A 15651-nucleotide genomic window follows, 5' to 3' on the forward strand; every position below is an offset into this window, starting at 1 on the left:
CTGCGCCGGTTGGGGCTGCGGGCGCGGCTGCTGCTCGTGTCCGTGGTCGTGCTCGCGGTCGGGCTGGCCGCCGGCGGCGTGCTGCTGGTCGCGACGATGAACTTCACGCTGCTGCGCACCGCGAACACCGAGGCCCTCGAGACGGCGAAGGCGGTGGCCGGGCTCGTGAACACCCGGTCGCTGTCGGACCCGGTGCCGGCTGCTCCTTCCGTACGCGTGCAGGTGGTCGACGCCGACGACCGGGTGCTGTCGGTGTCCGCGGGCGCCGACCGGCTCGTGCCCATCCTCTATCCGCGTGAGCTGGCGTCGCTGGCCGACGGCGACGGCATGTTCATCCCCGGCGACCGGATCGGGCTGCAGGGGCGCGTCCGCGTCGTCGCCCTGGCGGCAGGGCCCGCCGAGGCGCGGGTGACGGTGCTGGTCGCGCGGCCCACCGGCGACCTGACCCAGAGCGTGCACCTGCTGCGTACCACGCTGCTGGTGACGTTCCCGCCGCTCGTGGCGCTGCTGGCGCTGGTGGCGTGGCGGGTCTCCGGCGCCGCCCTGCGCCCGGTCGAGGCGCTGCGGGCCGGCGCGGAGGAGATCACCGGGGGCGCGCGGCCGGGGCGGCTGCCCGTACCGGACTCGCGGGACGAGATCCACCGCCTCGCCGTGACCCTCAACGGCATGCTGCACCGCCTCGACGCGGCCCGCGTGCGGCAGCGGGCCTTCGTCGCGGACGCCGCGCACGAGCTGCGCAGCCCGCTGACCAACATGCGCACGGAGCTCGAGGTCGCGCAGCGGCTGCCGGACACCACCGACTGGCCGGAGCTGGCCGGCGACCTGCTGACGGACGTGGAACGGCTCAGCCGCCTGGTCGACGACCTGCTGCTGCTCGCCCGCTCCGACGACGGCGGCACCCGCGCCACCCCGCCGCCCTCCGGGGAGGTCGAGCTGGGCCAGTTGCTCGCCGAGGTGGCGGCCCGCTACCCGGCCGTGGAGTACGAGCGGCCCGCCGTCCCGCTGCGGGTGGCCGGGGACCGCGACGCGCTGGCCCGGGTGGTCGCGAACCTGCTCGACAACGCCGTACGCCATGCCGCGTCGTCGGTGCGGCTCACGGTCGCGTCGGACGGCGCGTACCGCAAGATCGCGGTGGCCGACGACGGCCCGGGCATCCCGGCGGCCGACCGGGAGCGGGTCTTCGACCGCTTCACCCGCCTGGACGACGCCCGCGCCCGCGACGCCGGCGGCTCCGGGCTCGGCCTGGCGATCGTGCGTGAGCTGGTACGCCGCCACCACGGCACCGTCGTGCTCAAGGGGACGACGCCGCCGCCGGGCCTCTGCGCCGAGGTACGCCTGCCCGCCGCCTGATCTTCGCGGGAACTTTTCCCCGCGGGGTGCCGACCAATGACCGTGCCCGGCGCCCCGGCCGGGCTGTCGTCCAGTCGGAAGGCGAGAGATGTCCCTGTTGAAGCGTTCGGCCGTGGCCGGCGGCGTGGCCGCCTTGTTCACCCTGGCCCTGGCGGCCCCCGCCGCCGCGCACGTGACCGTCAACCCGGGCACGGCGACCCAGGGCGGCTACGCCAAGGTCACCTTCCGGGTGCCGAACGAGTCCGACGCCACGAGCACCACCAAGGTCGAGGTGAACCTGCCGGCCGACACGCCGTTCGCGTCCGTGTCGCTGAAGCCCGTCGCGGGGTGGACCATGGCGGCGCAGAAGTCGAAGCTCGCCAAGCCGATCGAGGCGCACGGCACGCAGATCAGCGAGGCCGTCACGAAGATCACCTGGACGGCGGTGGGGGACGCCGCCATCAAGCCGGGGCAGTTCCAGGAGTTCGACGTGTCGCTGGGCCCGCTGCCGCAGGTCGACCAGGTGGTGTTCAAGGCGCTGCAGACGTACTCCGACGGCACGATCGTCCGGTGGATCGACGAGCCGGCCACCGACGGCACCGAAGCGGAGAAGCCGGCGCCGGTGCTCAAGCTGACCGCCGCGGGCGCCGCGGGCGCCGCGGGCACCGACGCGCCGGCCGCGGCAGCCGGACCCTCCGCGGCCGCTGTCGCGGCCGACGACGACGAGGACGGTGACGGCGGCGGGACCTGGACGGGTGTCGCCGGCATCGTGCTCGGGCTGGCCGCGCTGGTGCTGGGGCTGCTGGCGTACCGCCGGGCCGCTGCCGGGACCGCCGCCGCGGCGCCGCCCGCCGCGGCCACCGCCCAGGAGTGACCGGCGATCAAGTGACCGGGTGGGCGCTCGCCGCCGGCCGCGGCGACGCGGACGCGGCGGCGGCGTTCGTCCGGGCCACCCAGCGGGAGGTGTGGCGGTTCCTGCACCACCTCGCCGGCCCGGCCGAGCTGGAGGACCTGACCCAGGAGACATACCTGCGCGCGCTGCGCAGCCTGCCGCGTTTCGCGGGCCGCTCCAGCGCCCGCACCTGGCTGTTCACGATCGCCCGGCGGGTCGCCGCCGACCACGTCCGGGCGGCGATGGCCCGGCCCCGGATCGCCGCTGTGACCGACTGGCAGGCCGCCGCCGACGCCGCGACCGTGGCCGGGCGCGGCGGCTTCGAGGAGGACCTGGCCGTGCGGGACCTGCTCGGCGGGTTGTCCCCCGAGCGGCGGGAGGCGTTCGTGGCGACGCAGATCCTCGGGCTGTCGTACGCGGAGGCTGCCGAGGTGTGCGACTGTCCGGTGGGCACGATCCGGTCCCGGGTCGCCCGCGCCCGCGAGGACCTGGTGACGCTCCTCGCGGACGAGCGGGCGGGCCGCCGGCTGTCCGGATGAGGTCAGGAGCCGGTGTAGAACCCGTACGTGCGGTCGGCGCTCGCCCGTGCCTGCTCGGGCTCCTCCCCGGCGGCGACGGCGGCCTCGGCCCACGAGTCGGCGCTGAGCCGGTGGAACTCCTTGCCCTCCGGTGACAGCGCCCACGCCATCGCCGCCTCCGGGTCGAGGGCCGCGGACGGGTCGTTCAGGTAGTTGGCGAGGCCGAGGAACGCGCCGTCCCAGCCGACACCGGTGGCGCCGGGGCCGTACTGGTCCCAGAACTCGTCGGCGACGTGCGCGACGTGCTCCAGCTCGAAGCGCGTACGCCCGTCGCCCTCGCGGGTCAGCCGCACCTCGACCCAGCTGACCTGGCCGTTGAACTCCCAGGTCGCGGAGAAGCCGTTCGGCCTGTCGCAGCGCGAGACCGTGCCGCCCGCGTTGCCCTGGAACTGGTAGCTGCCACCCTCGCGCAGATCGCCGCTGATCGGCAGGAACCACCGCTGGATGCGCTCGGCGGTGGTGACGGCGTCCCAGAGGTCGGCCTGGTCGGTGTCGTAGACCTGGGTCATCGTCAGGACACGGGCCTCGCCGGCCTCGAGCGTGCGGTCGCCGACCCAGCGGCGGACGTCGCTGATCTGCTGCTTCACATCGATCATGGGTGCTCTCCCGTGGTGTCGTCGTCGCGGGCGGCGAGGCGCCGCTGCCGTTTGCCGCGGGCCACCTCGGTGGCCAGCGCGTCGAGGTGCGGCGTCCAGAACCGCCGGAACCGATTCAGCCAGGCGTCGGCCTCACGCAGCGCGGTGTCGTCCACCGCGTACAGCCGCCGGGCGCCGTCGGGGCGCACGGTGGCGAAGCCGTTGTCGCGCAGCACCCGCAGGTGCTGGGAGACGGCGGGCTGGGAGATCCCGAACTCGGCCCGGATCACCTCGGTGACGGCGCCCGAGGACTGTTCGCCGTCGGCGAGCAGCTCCAGGATGCGGCGGCGGACCGGGTCCCCGAGCACGTCGAACGCGTGCACGCGGCGAAGCTATCAGGCCAGCCTTATATAAGGCAACATTGAAACAAAGACCGGCGGGGCGCGGTGGCTGACACACTCGGGCGGTGCGACGGGCCGCCGCGGTGACGGCATTGCTGCTGCTGGCGGGGTGTACGGAGGCCGCCCGGCCGGCCGCGTCCCCGAGCCCGTCGGCCAGCCCGTCGGCCAGCCCGGCGGTGAGCCCGGCAGTGAGCCGGCCGCCGGTGTCCAGCAGCGCGCCCGAGCTGCGGCTCCCCGTGGTGACAGCGCCCGTGCTGACCGGCGGCTGGGAGATCACCGTGTACTACACCGCGGTGGAGGACCACCACTCGGGCGAGCCGGAGCAGGTCACCGGCTGCCGGGGCCTCGACTGCGTGCACGGCGACGACGACCTGGGCCGCTACAAGGCGGACTTCGTCGCGGCGGTGCAGGAGGAGGGCACCGGGCGTACGGCCGCCGGCACCTACCTCAACTGGTCGTACGACATCGGCTTCTGGCTCGACACCCGGCCGCGCGACACCGGCGGGCGGACGCTGCGCCCGTTCGTCTCCGCTGCCGCGGACCCCGGCGTGCTGCCCCGGGGCGCGCGCTTCCGGATCGCCGGCTGCGGCCACGCGGAGGACGGCTCGCGCCCGGCGGCCGAGGTGTGCGCCGCACTGCGGGACGCGCGGTGGACGGTCACCGACGAGTTCACGCCCGGGCTGGGCGGCAGCAAGCACATCGACGCGTACATCGGTGAGGAGACCGGGCCGGGGTTCACCGGCTCCCCGTGGTACCTGACGCTGCGCGGCGCCACGATCCGGCGGGGCTGAGGGTCAGGACGCGTACCGGATGCGGGCGCGCTCCTTGGCCTTCGCCGCCTCGACCTCGCGGTCCTTGGGCGGCGCGGTGGTCACGAGCTCGTCGAGCAGCGCGGCGGTCGCGGTTGCGACAGCCGCCACCGCCTTGTCGAAGGCGGCCTGGTTGCGCTGGGACGGCTTGGTGGCGCCGGCGACCTTGCGGACGTACTGCAGCGCGGCGGCGTGCACCTCGTCGGGCGTGGCCGGCGGCTCGAAGTTGTGCAGCTGACGGATGTTTCGGCACATGCGACCGAGACTAGTCGCGGTGAGGCCGCCGCCGGGGGCGGAGAACGCCCGCAGCGGCCGGGTACCTTTCTCCCGGTGACCGTCGAACTCGATCAGCCAGCGACCGCCGCGCCGGAGGCGGGCCGATCGCGACGCCGGCGGTGGTTGCTGCCCGTCGTCGTGGCGCTGCTGCTCGGGCAGATGGCCGCCGCGATGGTCACCACCGCGGTGCAGCAGACGCCGACGATCGACGAGCCCGTGTACGTGGGCACCGCCGTCACCTACCTCGAGCAGCACAGCGTGCGCTACAACCCCGAGCATCCGCCGCTGGGCAAGCTGCTCATGGCCGCGGGGCTGGCGTTCGCCCGGCCGCACCTCGACCCGGGCTTCCGGGGCGACCAGTCGCAGCTGGGCCGGCACGTGCTGTACGAGGCCGGCAACGACCCGTACGAGCTGATGTTCCTGGCCCGGCTGCCGATGATCGTGCTGACGCTGCTGGCCGGGCTCGTCGTGTTCGCGTTCGCCCGGGACCTGACGAACGCGGCCGGGGGAGTGCTGGCCCTGGCGCTGTACGCGTTCTCGCCCGACGTGATCACCCACGGGTCGCTGGCGACGCTCGACGTGCCGGCGATCGCCTTCCTGCTGACCTCCGTCTGGCTGACGTGGCGGGCCCGGGCGCGGCCGCTGCTGTATCTGCCATTGGCCGCCGTGGCGCTCGGCGCGGCGCTGGCCACGCGGATGAGCGTGCTGCCCGCCGTACCCGTGATCATGGTCCTGGGTGCGGTCGCGGTCCTGAGCCGGCGGCCGCGCGAGGCCTGGCGGCCGCCGGTCGCGGCGGCCGGGATCGCGGTGGCCGCGGTCGCCGTCGTGTGGCTGAGCTACCTGGCCGTCGACCCCTGGTTGCGCTGGGTGCCGCCCACCGGCTTGCCGGCGGTGCACGGGGTACGGGGTGTGCTGATCGACTGGCTGCCCGTCCCGCAGTCGTACCGCGACGGGATGCGCATCCAGTTCGGCCTCGAGGACGCCCCATGGAGCGGCTTCCTGTTCGGCCGGCACTACCAGGGGTCGCTCTGGTACTACCTGCCCACCGCGCTGCTGGTGAAGACGCCGCTGGGCATGCTCGTGCTCTGGGTCGCCGGCGCCGCGACGATGCTCGCGCTGCCCCGGCTGCGGGTCGCCGCGGCCTACGTGCTGGTGCTGCCGGCGGTGCTGCTGGCCGTCGCGATGACCGGCGCCCGCGACTTCGGCACCCGGTACGCCATCTTCATGCCGATGTTCCTCGCCGTCGCCGCGGCCGCCGTCCTGCTGCTCCGGTGGCGCTGGGCCCACGTCGCCGCGGCGGTGCTCGCGGTGAGCGTGGCGGTCAGCTCGCTGCGGACGTTCCCGTACTACCTGCCGTACTCGAACGAGGCGTTCGGCGGCCCGCCCAAGACCCACCTGCGGCTGCACGACTCGAACGTCGACTGGGGGCAGGACCTCGGGCGCCTCGCCGACCGCCTGCGCGAGCGCTACCCCGGCGAGCCGGTGTGGCTGGTCTACAAGGGCGCGGGTGTGCCGTCGGCGTACGGCATCCACGCCCGCAACCCGCTCGGCGCGCAGACGACCGACGTGCACGGGCTGGTCGTGATCTCGGACAGCTCGATCGCGAAGGCGACGGGCACGCTGGCCGAGCTGATCCGCACCAGCGGCGCACCGATCGACGAGGTCGGCCACTCCATCACGATCTACCGGCGTCCCTAGCGTTCCGCCGCCGCACCCGTCGTCGCCGCGAACGCCGCGCGGGCGGTCGCCTCGGCCCGGTCGCACGCCGCCGGCAGGTCCGCCGCGGGCACCGGGCGGCTCAGCACGTACCCCTGGGCGAGGTCGCACGCCATCTCGCGCAGCCGCAGCAGCGCCGCCACGTCCTCGACGCCCTCGGCGACCACGCTCAGGCCCAGGTTGTGGCCCAGGTCGATGGCGCTGCGCACCATCACCGCGTCCGGCGTACGGCCGGAGTCGTCGCTGCCCAGGTCCTTGATGAACATGCGGTCGACCTTGAGCTCGTCGGCGGCCACGTGGCGCAGCTGGGCCAGCGAGCTGAAGCCCGTACCGAAGTCGTCGACCGACACGGTGACGCCCTCCTCGCGGATCCGGCCCAGCGCGCGCACCGTGCTGGCCGGGTCCGCCATGATGCTCGTCTCGGTCAGTTCGAGGCGCAGCAAGGCGGGCGGCAGGCCGGCGGCGGCGACGATGTCCAGCACCGCCGGGACGAAGCCGGGGTCGATGAGGCAGCCGGGGGAGACGTTCACCGCCACGGTCAGCGGCCGGCCCGCGAGCCGCCACGCCGCCGCCTGGTGCACCGCCAGCGCGAGCAGGTGGCCGGTGAGCCGCACCTCGAGACCGCTGGTCTCGGCGATGGTGAGGAACGCCGCCGGGGGCAGCATCCCGCGCGCGGGATGGTTCCAGCGCACGAGCGCCTCCACCGAGGTCGCGGTGCCGTCGCTCAGGCGTACCTGGGGCTGGTAGTGCAGCTCGAGCTGACCGCCCGGGTCGCCGTCGTCCAGCAGCGCACGCAGCTCCGCGAGGAGCTGCATGCGGTCCGGCGTGCCGGTGTCCGCGGTGGCGTCGTAGAGGGCGACCCCGCCGCCGCCCGCCTTGGCCCGGTACATCGCGGCGTCGGCGTGCCGGAACAGGTCGTCGCCGGCGCCGTGCAGCGGGCCCAGCGCCACCCCGAGGCTGCCGCTGATCGCCGCCGGCCCCTCCTCGAGCACGAAATTGCGGCCCAGCGCCTCGGCCAGGCTCTCCGCCAGGGCGGTCGCCGCGGCGGCGCCCGGGACCCGCGGGAGCAGCACGGCGAACTCGTCGCCGCCCAGCCGGGACACGACGCCCGCTTCGCCGACGCCCGAGCTGAGCCGCCGGCCGGCCTCCAGCAGCACCTGGTCACCGGCGTGGTGGCCGAGCGTGTCGTTGACCACCTTGAAACCGTTGAGGTCGATCACCATCAGCGCCATCTGGTGGCCGCCGCCCTGGGCGTCGGCGAGCGCGGCGCGCAGCCGGTCGGCGAACATCGTCCGGTTCGGCAGGCCGGTCAGCGGGTCGTGCAGCGCCAGGTGGCGGCTCTCGTCGGCCTGCTCGACGAGCCGCCGCTGGTAGCCGACGACCAGCCGCAGGATCATCGCGACCAGCGCCAGCCCGGCGGCGAACCCCACGGCGGTGCCGGCGAGCAGCCGTACCTGCGTCTGGCGCAGCGCGTCCACCTGCCGCTGGGCGGCCTCGTGGTAGGCGCGCGCGACCCGGTCGGCGTCGTCCTGCAGCGTGTAGAAGGCCGGCGTGACCTCCAGACGGTCGAACGGGACATGCCCCGGATCGCCGTCGGAGATCAGGTCGATGAGGCGTACGGCCAGCGCCCGGTATATCCGCTGCTCCTCGCGCAAGCGCAGGGCGTCGTCGCGGACGCGGCTGTCGCCGTCGCTACCCACCCGGGTCAGGGCGCTGTCCGCCGCCTGCGCGACCTGGTCGAAGCGCTGCCGTACGGCCACCGACGGCTCCACCTGGTAGTGCCGCAGGTTCACCTCCTGCATGGCGATCGCGGTACGGGCCTCCGAGAACAGCGCGTCGATGCCCAGCGCGTGCCGCTGCTCGTCGGTGGCCCGGCCGGTGTGCGCGGTGCCCTGCAGCACGTACGCGGCCAGCGCCAGCAGCACCGCCGCCAGCGCCGCGGTGGTGCCCCCGCCGCGGCGCACGAAACCGGCGACGCGCGTCCGCAGAGATCCACCGATGTGCCCGACCACGTCGGGCTTCATCGGCAGACCGGTGGCCGGGTGAAGGAAATGGTCTTCTCAGGTACGCCACCCCGGGACCGATGTGGCAGCCATGCGACTGGTCTGTGGTGCCGTGGTGGCCCTGGTGCTCGCGACGACGGGCGGCTGCGCCGACGGCCGGGACCCGGCGGGCGCCGCCGGTTCCGCGGCGGGGACGATCCGGCTCGGCACGCTGGTGCCGCTGACCGGCCGCAGCAGCTCGTCCGGCGAGGCCATGGTCAGCGCCGCGCGGATGGCGGTCGACGAGGCCAACGCCCGCGGCGGCGTGCTGGGCCGCCGCATCGAACTCGTGGTGGGCGACGACGCGTGCGACGCCGGCACGGCGGTCACGGCCGCGCACGCCATGGTCGCGCAGGACGTCACCGTGTCGGTGGGCGGCTACTGCTCCAGCGCCACCGTGCCGACGCTGAAGATCTTCCGGGCTGCGGGCGTACCCATGGTGCTCGCGCAGTCGAACTCCACCGACCTGCTGACACCGAAGTACGACAGTGTCTTCCTGGTCTGCGGGACCGTCGCCGCGGAGGCGGACTTCGCCGCCGGCTGGATGACCCGGACCGGCGCGCGCAGGCTCGCCGTGGTGCACGACGGCACCAGCTTCCCCGTGACGCTGGCCGAGGCGACCGTCGCAGCGGCCCGCGCATCCGGAACCATCGGCGTCGCCGGCGAATGGGAGATCAGCCAGGGCGCGCCCGGCTACGGCCGTACCGCCAAGGCGATCATCGACGGCGGCGCCGACGTCGTCTACTACACCGGCTACTACGCCGAGGCCCGCCAGCTCGTCGTCGACCTGCGCGCCCGCGGCTACCGCGGCAAGGTGGTCGTCGGGGACGGGGCCACGGACGGCCCGCTGCTCGAGGGCCTGTCCCGCGCCCAGACCGCGGACCTCTACGGCACCGCGATGCTGGTGCCCGAGCTCATGCCGGAGCTCGCAACCTGGTCGCAGCGCTACCGGACGGCGGTCGGCTCGCCCCCGGGCCCGTCGACGGTCGAGTCGTACGACGCGGTCACCGTCGCGCTGGACGCCATCCGCCGCGCGGGCACGACCGACCGCGCGGCGGTCCGCAAGGCGATCGCCGAAACCGACATGACGGCCCTGTCCGGGCCGATGAGCTTCAACCCGGACGGTACGCGCACCACGCCCCGCTTCCTGCTGCTGCACGCCACGGGTACGGGGTTCCGCGTCATTCCGCAGCCGGCCCAGGGCTGACCGCGAACCTCCCCCCGTCTGGGTCCTCATAGCCGACCACGCCAATCGTCTTCAAGACGGTCGCGAAGTCTCCTGGACAGCAGGCGTGTCATCGCAAAGCGATGGTCAAGGGTGCGCTGCAACGGCGGCTTGGCCGGGTGCCGAGGAGGAAGCGGGCCGTCACCGACGACGTCGACATTCGGTACTCGCTACGCCAAAGCGTGACGGCAGTCGGCGTGCTGGAAGGGCCATCGGTCGCTCCCTCAGCCACCGTTTCCGAGCACGGCCGAGTACCGGCTTCACCGGGCGCGACGCCGATCCGTACGCGTCGATCGCTGCGCGGGCGAGCGCGAAGCCGATCTCGGCTTGTGAACCGCGAACGACCAAATGAGAGGCGACGGCAAAGTCGCCGGGCACGCCCGCGACGGTCGACATGGTGGCCGGTCCGGCGCCGTCGGCAGATCGCACGTCAGCCATCCTCATACATCAGACCGTGAATCAGGCGCCGCACCGAGCTGCGCTCGGCAACACACCACCGACGCACGGATCTGCCGAGAACAGTGCACCGGATGCAGGTTTGGTGTCAGCACATGAGTAGCTGCTTCGGCTGAGGTGACGCTGGCGAAAGCCATTCCTGGAACATCGATTGCCGAAAGGCAGAATGTGGACGTTCTTGTTGAGACAGTGGTCCGGCGCTCCGGCCTTGCCGTGACGTTTGGTGAATTCCTTATGCGGCGATGACATTCTTGATGAGTGGCATGGGCCGCCGATCATCTGATCGCGCCTGCCTGGACAGGCGACCCGGCCCGGGCGTCCCGGCACGATCGTTCACCGATTGGCCGATCCTTCCCCGAACGCCCCTTCCGCCCTGGCAGGTGGGGCACACTGCCCGGGTGTCCACACCCGACCGGCCGTGGCAGCAGCCCACCGCCACCTATCCGCAGCCGAAGAAACGCTCCCCGCTGAGAATCGTACTGCTGTCGATCCTCGGCGTGCTCGTCCTGTGTGTTGGGTCAACGGTGACACTCGGCTTGGCCGGTGTCCTCGACGATCCGGATCAGCCCGCCGTCACCCAGCCTGCCGGGGACTCCGAGAATATCGCCCCGCTGGTGGGTGCCACCACAAGCCGTGCCCCGACCGCGACCCCGAAGGCGACCGCTGACTCGATTACCCCGCCGACGACCCGGCCGGCGCCGAAGACGACGACGATCAAACCCGAGCCTACGACGAAGAAGCAGTCCCCGAGGCCGGCAACGACCAAGCCGAAACCAAGACCCACCACGGTCAAGCCGAGCCCAAAATCGACGACGAAAGCTCCGGGGAAGACGGTCACGCCGGGGGCCTTCTGCTCCCCGGTAGGTGAAATCGGCTACACGAGCAAAGGCACACGGATGCGGTGCACGCTCAAGGACGGTGAGGACCGGGCCCGGTGGCGCAAGGCATGATCCTCGCCTTGACGAAGCCGAGGCCGGCCTGACAGCGGGTATTCGGAACCGCGCACGTGGTCGGCGGGTTTGCCGCCACGATCGCCATCGGGTTCGCCGTCCATGCCCACGCTGTCGCTGGCAAAGCCCGGAAGGAGGTTGTCGCCGAACGGCGACGTCAGTTTGAGCTGGAGATTCTGCGCAACCTGGACCACGCGTCGATCAACGGGTTCGACAGGTGCACGGTCTGCCGAGGTCCTCGTGGAGCCGCCGGCGGTCGGTGACCAACTACGGCGTTGGTGCCCCGGCCGTGTCGGCTGGGACCTAGCGTCGGCACATGGTTGATCTCGCGCGAGCGGAGGCGTTGTACCACCACCTGGGCTACATCTTCAGCTTGACGTTCATCAAGGGAGTCGACGAGGCGGAAGCGCTGCGCAGGATGGGCGGCTACGCGGACACTCTTGCCCGGCGGACAGATACGGAGCTGGGCGAGCTGATGGAGGACTTCGACGAGGGGTACCCCGATGGCCGTCGCGCTCGCTCTCGGGGCGTGGTCGGTGGTGATCGAGCCGTACGGTTTCGAGGGTGCCGATGCGGCGCTGCTGGAGTCGCTGTCGCGCGGCACGGAAGCGCTGTCGGTCCTCCGGCGCGACTACGCGTCGCCGCAGGTGGCGTACGCGATCGACGGAACCGTCGTCGCCGGTTTCGATCCGGACTTCTCCGCCGACGACCGCATGTGGGGCAGCGATCCGGCCGCCCTCAGACCGTTCATGCGCGATGCCGGCTTCGCCGATTCCTCCGCAGACGAGGAGGACTCCTGGGAGCCGGCTGGCCCCAAGGCCCTGGTCCTGGCCGAGCTCGTCACCGGCACCACGATGCCGGCAGACCCGCTCACCCCGGCCGCGTTGTCCGCGCAGGGGGTCCAGATTCGGCCGCCGTTGACAGCCCGGACCGAAGCAGGGCCAACACAACACCAAGTCCTTACGAACATGGGTAGGCGCAGCTGCAACTGAGGACTGCGCCGGCATGCTCAACCCGAGATGGTGCCGCGGCTGACCTGCCGTTGAATGGCCGGGAAGTCTTTTCGGCGGTCCGTCAGACCCCAGAGGGAGACTCGTCCGACGCTTCTCGGCTCCGCCCAGTAGCACTCGGTGCGGATCAGCGGACGCTCCTCACGATTCACACTGCAAGTGCCGACGCCACCCTCGATCTCCGCGTCCTGCCAGTCACCGACCAGGTTGCCGGTGATAAGGCGAAGCTGGTCCGCCGGGTCGAACACCTCACCAGCGACGGCACTCAGCTCGACACCCTCGGCAGGGTCGCTGGTATCGACGTACACCGCGGTCAGGGTGTCGAGCGGGCGCAGCATGTTCCGTTTGAGGGAGCGGGTGGCGTTCTGCGCGACCTTGGTCCACTTCGTGGTCGTGGTCCGCGGAAGCCCGTCAAACTCGGCGGGGACGGCAAACCTGAACGCCGGCGACGAGGCAGACGGCGGCGCAGCGGGCGGTTCGGCCTGCGGCTCCGCGGAGGCAGAGCACCCGGCCAGGACCAGGGCGCCACCGACGAGCACGACGGAGCGGCGCAGGAAATCGGTGCGCATACGTTCCTTTCAATCTGAAGGGAGCGCATACAGTACCCGACGTCAGAACGGTTCGCGTACACGATGCCCGTCGCTGCGTGCACGTTCGACTGTCGGCGCCAGCCGGGCCTTCGGAGGTTGCTCCGCCGGTCACCTCGACCTTGCCTGGCCGGGCAGTCGTGCCAGTCGGGTTGCGGATCTTCGAAGCCTGCGGCGCAAACATCGGCGACCTCGGCAAACAACGCGGCCACCGGGTCCTGAATGTTCGCGGCAAGGGCGACAAGACGGTGCTGGTTCCGCTGCCGTCAGCCCTGGCACGAGCGATCGAGCACGCCGTCGAGGACCGACAGCAGGGCCCAATCCTTCGCTGACCAGGGCGACCGGGCCAGTGGCCGGCATCCTGTCGTGCCGATGAGCGTGCGCAGCATGTCCGATCACGTGGGACGCTTGGTTCATGTGGTGCCTCGATCCCGTCAACAGCCCCGAGTTGGTCGATAGGCTGCGGCAGCACGGACGAAACGGCGACTTCGACGTTGCGTGGGTTGGCGAGGGATGGCGGACACTCGTTGAGGGCTGCCATGACCGACTCCTGGCCGTCTTCCCCGAGTACGAGCTCCTCGCCATCAAACAGAAGTACGGCGAACTCTCGTACCAGGCGTTTCCGCGCAGATGGGTCAAGGGCCAGACGCAGTGGTCACCTGAAGAAGCAGAGGAGTTGGATAACATCACTGCCGCGTTCGGAGTTCTCTCCCAAGCTGTGTGTGAATGGTGCGGTGCCCCGGCGAAGCTTCGCGAATGGCGAACCACAGAACTAACGCTGTGCGATGACTGTGATGCGTGCTTCCCAGACCCACCGTTCCCGGTTCGCCGAGCCTAGAGCAGCTGGGATGGACGCATCCTCATCTGCCGCGGTGAAGCGCGTGGACGATTCGGACCGTCAGAGGTTCGCGAAATTGCGATGACTGGGGCGTGGTCAGAGCTTGGTGCGTTGCGGCGGGCGTTCGGGTTGGCCGGATCGATCGATGCGGGCGCTGTGGTGATGGCGGGGGCTATTCCGGGCGGCGTCCCCATGCCGATATCAGCGGCGCGAGGGTGAGGTCGAGCTCGCCGGCATTGACGGCGGCCAGGTGAGCGTCGATCTCGGCGTCGTCGGCCAACCCTGCGGCGAGTAACTCGACGCGGACCATGTGCATCGTCGCGGCCTCCAGCCGGTCGCAGGCTATTCCGCCGACTGGAAAGCAGCCGGCCGCCGCGACATCGACGAGGCCGGCCGCACGCAACGCTCGCGGCAGCGTACGGCCGTAGCGCAGGTCGGCGCCGCGGCGGGTCATCATCTCCCGGACGGCGCGCCGCAGCCGGTTGGCGCGCTGCTGTGCCGGGCCGACCTCGTCGAGGCAGGCCAGCGGCTGCAGCTCGGTGTCGGCATCCTCGACCAACAGCCAGCCGCCGGGGCGCAGTGCCGCCACCATCGTCGCCAGCGCCCGGGCACGGTCGGGTACGTGGACGAGCACGAGCCTGGCGTGTACCAGATCAAACGTGCCTGGCTGCGGCGGCGGGTCCCTGACAATGTCGTGCTGAAGCACCTGGTACGTGCCGTGCCGGTCCAACCAGGCAGGATTGATGTCCGTGGCCAGCACGTGGCCGGTTGGTCCGACGGCCGTGGCGAGTGCCTCGGGAATGCTGGGGCCTCCAGCGCCGACTTCCCAGCAGCGCCAGCCCGCCGTCACTCCGAGCCGGTCGACGTGCCCCCGTGTGACACTGTCGAACAGCTCGGCCAGCCAGCGGAACCGCTCGCCCGCCTCCACCTTGGCGTTGTCGAGCAGGTAGCGGTGATCCGGAGTAGACCCAGGGGTATGCGGCGATGGGGAGCCGGACCGGGCGCCAGCGGTGTTCACCGGCCCGCCCGCGGTCGTGTCCGACTCGAACGCGGGGTCGGCGAGGGCCGTGATGAACTCATGCTGACATTCTCACGACCTACCGCGCGCCACGTCAGTGCGACACGGAACGAAACGAGACACAGCCTCACTCCGGCGGAGCAGGCCTGCCCTACCACTCGCCGGACAGTTGCCGACCGGAGCACGGAAGCTTCACCTTCCATCCGGATCTGCCGCCGAACGCGCGGCAGCCGGCGATGAGCGGTTACGCCGGGTGACACACGCCAAGACCTCCTGCCGCACGCTCGTGCCGATGAGTGTGCATGGGTTGCGATATGCCAGCGACTCTCGGCGCGCTGTCTGAGGAATGGCACCGGATCATGAGATGTCGGTCGAGACACGCCTACGGCGTCGTCATCATGGGAGCATGTCGAAGACGGCCGCGGTATCAGCGTACGGGCGGAACTTCTGGGCTTACGACGTGAGCATTTCGTTCCTGGCCCACGAGATGCTTGCGGTGGGACGTGAGCGTGCGCCGGGTCCATGGTTCGACCAGCTGGCCGGCTCTCTCACCGGTGTGGCCATTGTCGCTGGCACAGTCGGTCTGGACTTGGAACCGGTGGTCAAGGCCGACGCGGTCGAGTCATTCGCGGCGATCGCATACGAGGCTGGCGCCCGGCTACGGGCACTCGGTTCGGTTACGCAGGCCGACGCCGAGGCCCGGCGCACCGAGGGGCACCCGGTGATCTGGCGCATCGATGATGACCCGGCCATGTCGACGATCCCGATGGCCGATCTGGCACAAGCAATGGTCGATTTGCTCCGTGGACAGCTGCCGAAGCCACCGCCTGGCACCTGGTGGTTCCTCGGCCTACCGACCGGGCCGCGCACAATGAAAGTGAATGGTTCATACGACGGATGAGCGCACCCGCCCCGATGAGGCGACGACATGACCCGGTTTACTCTCATG

The 15651-nt window shown here is 71.7% G+C and carries 16 protein-coding genes; 10 read left to right on the plus strand and 6 right to left on the minus strand.

Features of this window, described 5'->3' with window-relative positions; translation table 11 throughout:
* The first annotated feature begins 30 nt into the window (after positions 1-30).
* From AB0K03_RS05445 to AB0K03_RS05455, 3 genes are all read left to right on the plus strand, one after another.
* The gene (locus AB0K03_RS05445; RefSeq protein ID WP_364681716.1) at positions 31-1350 is read left to right on the plus strand and encodes an ATP-binding protein; all 1320 of its coding nucleotides are present in this window, start codon (positions 31-33) and stop codon (positions 1348-1350) included.
* An 88-nt stretch (positions 1351-1438) separates the two neighbouring features.
* Positions 1439-2203, plus strand: coding sequence for a YcnI family protein (locus tag AB0K03_RS05450; protein ID WP_364680864.1), 765 nt, complete (start codon positions 1439-1441; stop codon positions 2201-2203).
* The gene (locus AB0K03_RS05455; RefSeq protein ID WP_364680866.1) at positions 2200-2760 is read left to right on the plus strand and encodes a sigma-70 family RNA polymerase sigma factor; all 561 of its coding nucleotides are present in this window, start codon (positions 2200-2202) and stop codon (positions 2758-2760) included. Before AB0K03_RS05450 ends, AB0K03_RS05455 begins: the two co-directional genes overlap by 4 nt.
* Before the next feature lie 2 nt (positions 2761-2762).
* Here AB0K03_RS05455 and AB0K03_RS05460 read toward each other — a convergent pair whose 3' ends face one another.
* Together AB0K03_RS05460 and AB0K03_RS05465 are read right to left on the minus strand one after the other, a co-directional pair.
* Entirely contained in the window at positions 2763-3395 is a 633-nt protein-coding gene (locus AB0K03_RS05460; RefSeq protein ID WP_364680868.1) for an SRPBCC family protein, read from the minus strand.
* On the minus strand, positions 3392-3757 hold the full coding sequence (locus AB0K03_RS05465; RefSeq protein WP_364680870.1) for a metalloregulator ArsR/SmtB family transcription factor: 366 nt from the start codon (positions 3755-3757) through the stop codon (positions 3392-3394). The genes AB0K03_RS05460 and AB0K03_RS05465 overlap by 4 nt, the downstream gene beginning before the upstream one ends.
* Positions 3758-3840: 83 nt before the next feature.
* On the opposite strand from AB0K03_RS05465, the gene AB0K03_RS05470 reads away from it, so the two are divergent.
* Positions 3841-4566, plus strand: coding sequence for a hypothetical protein (locus AB0K03_RS05470; RefSeq protein ID WP_364680873.1), 726 nt, complete (start codon positions 3841-3843; stop codon positions 4564-4566).
* 3 nt (positions 4567-4569) lie between these two features.
* Here the strand turns inward: AB0K03_RS05470 and AB0K03_RS05475 are convergent, their stop codons facing one another.
* Complete coding sequence (locus AB0K03_RS05475; protein WP_364680874.1) at positions 4570-4839, minus strand: DUF2277 domain-containing protein; 270 nt, start codon at positions 4837-4839, stop codon at positions 4570-4572.
* A gap of 75 nt (positions 4840-4914) precedes the next feature.
* On the opposite strand from AB0K03_RS05475, the gene AB0K03_RS05480 reads away from it, so the two are divergent.
* Positions 4915-6558, plus strand: coding sequence for a phospholipid carrier-dependent glycosyltransferase (locus tag AB0K03_RS05480; RefSeq protein ID WP_364680877.1), 1644 nt, complete (start codon positions 4915-4917; stop codon positions 6556-6558).
* Here AB0K03_RS05480 and AB0K03_RS05485 read toward each other — a convergent pair.
* Positions 6555-8600, minus strand: a complete 2046-nt coding sequence (locus AB0K03_RS05485; protein ID WP_364680879.1) for an EAL domain-containing protein — start codon at positions 8598-8600, stop codon at positions 6555-6557. The genes AB0K03_RS05480 and AB0K03_RS05485 overlap by 4 nt on opposite strands.
* Positions 8601-8670: 70 nt before the next feature.
* Between AB0K03_RS05485 and AB0K03_RS05490 the strand changes: the two genes are divergently transcribed.
* From AB0K03_RS05490 to AB0K03_RS05500, 3 genes are all read left to right on the plus strand, one after another.
* The gene (locus tag AB0K03_RS05490; RefSeq protein WP_364680881.1) at positions 8671-9825 is read left to right on the plus strand and encodes a branched-chain amino acid ABC transporter substrate-binding protein; all 1155 of its coding nucleotides are present in this window, start codon (positions 8671-8673) and stop codon (positions 9823-9825) included.
* 872 nt (positions 9826-10697) lie between these two features.
* The gene (locus tag AB0K03_RS05495) at positions 10698-11249 is read left to right on the plus strand and encodes a hypothetical protein (protein WP_364680883.1); all 552 of its coding nucleotides are present in this window, start codon (positions 10698-10700) and stop codon (positions 11247-11249) included.
* 503 nt (positions 11250-11752) lie between these two features.
* Entirely contained in the window at positions 11753-12241 is a 489-nt protein-coding gene (locus AB0K03_RS05500; protein ID WP_364680884.1) for a DUF6461 domain-containing protein, read from the plus strand.
* A 17-nt stretch (positions 12242-12258) separates the two neighbouring features.
* On the opposite strand, the gene AB0K03_RS05505 is transcribed toward AB0K03_RS05500, so the two are convergent.
* Entirely contained in the window at positions 12259-12828 is a 570-nt protein-coding gene (locus AB0K03_RS05505) for a hypothetical protein (RefSeq protein WP_364680887.1), read from the minus strand.
* 170 nt (positions 12829-12998) lie between these two features.
* On the opposite strand from AB0K03_RS05505, the gene AB0K03_RS05510 reads away from it, so the two are divergent.
* A complete protein-coding gene (locus AB0K03_RS05510) occupies positions 12999-13178 on the plus strand; it encodes a hypothetical protein (RefSeq protein ID WP_364680890.1) in 180 nt (59 codons plus the stop codon).
* A 678-nt stretch (positions 13179-13856) separates the two neighbouring features.
* Here the strand turns inward: AB0K03_RS05510 and AB0K03_RS05515 are convergent.
* Positions 13857-14702, minus strand: a complete 846-nt coding sequence (locus AB0K03_RS05515) for a methyltransferase (RefSeq protein ID WP_364680891.1) — start codon at positions 14700-14702, stop codon at positions 13857-13859.
* 406 nt (positions 14703-15108) lie between these two features.
* Between AB0K03_RS05515 and AB0K03_RS05520 the strand changes: the two genes are divergently transcribed.
* Positions 15109-15603, plus strand: coding sequence for a hypothetical protein (locus AB0K03_RS05520; RefSeq protein WP_364680892.1), 495 nt, complete (start codon positions 15109-15111; stop codon positions 15601-15603).
* Positions 15604-15651: the final 48 nt, after the last annotated feature.

This window comes from Actinoplanes sp. NPDC049316 (genome assembly GCF_040677315.1).
Classification (GTDB): domain Bacteria; phylum Actinomycetota; class Actinomycetes; order Mycobacteriales; family Micromonosporaceae; genus Actinoplanes.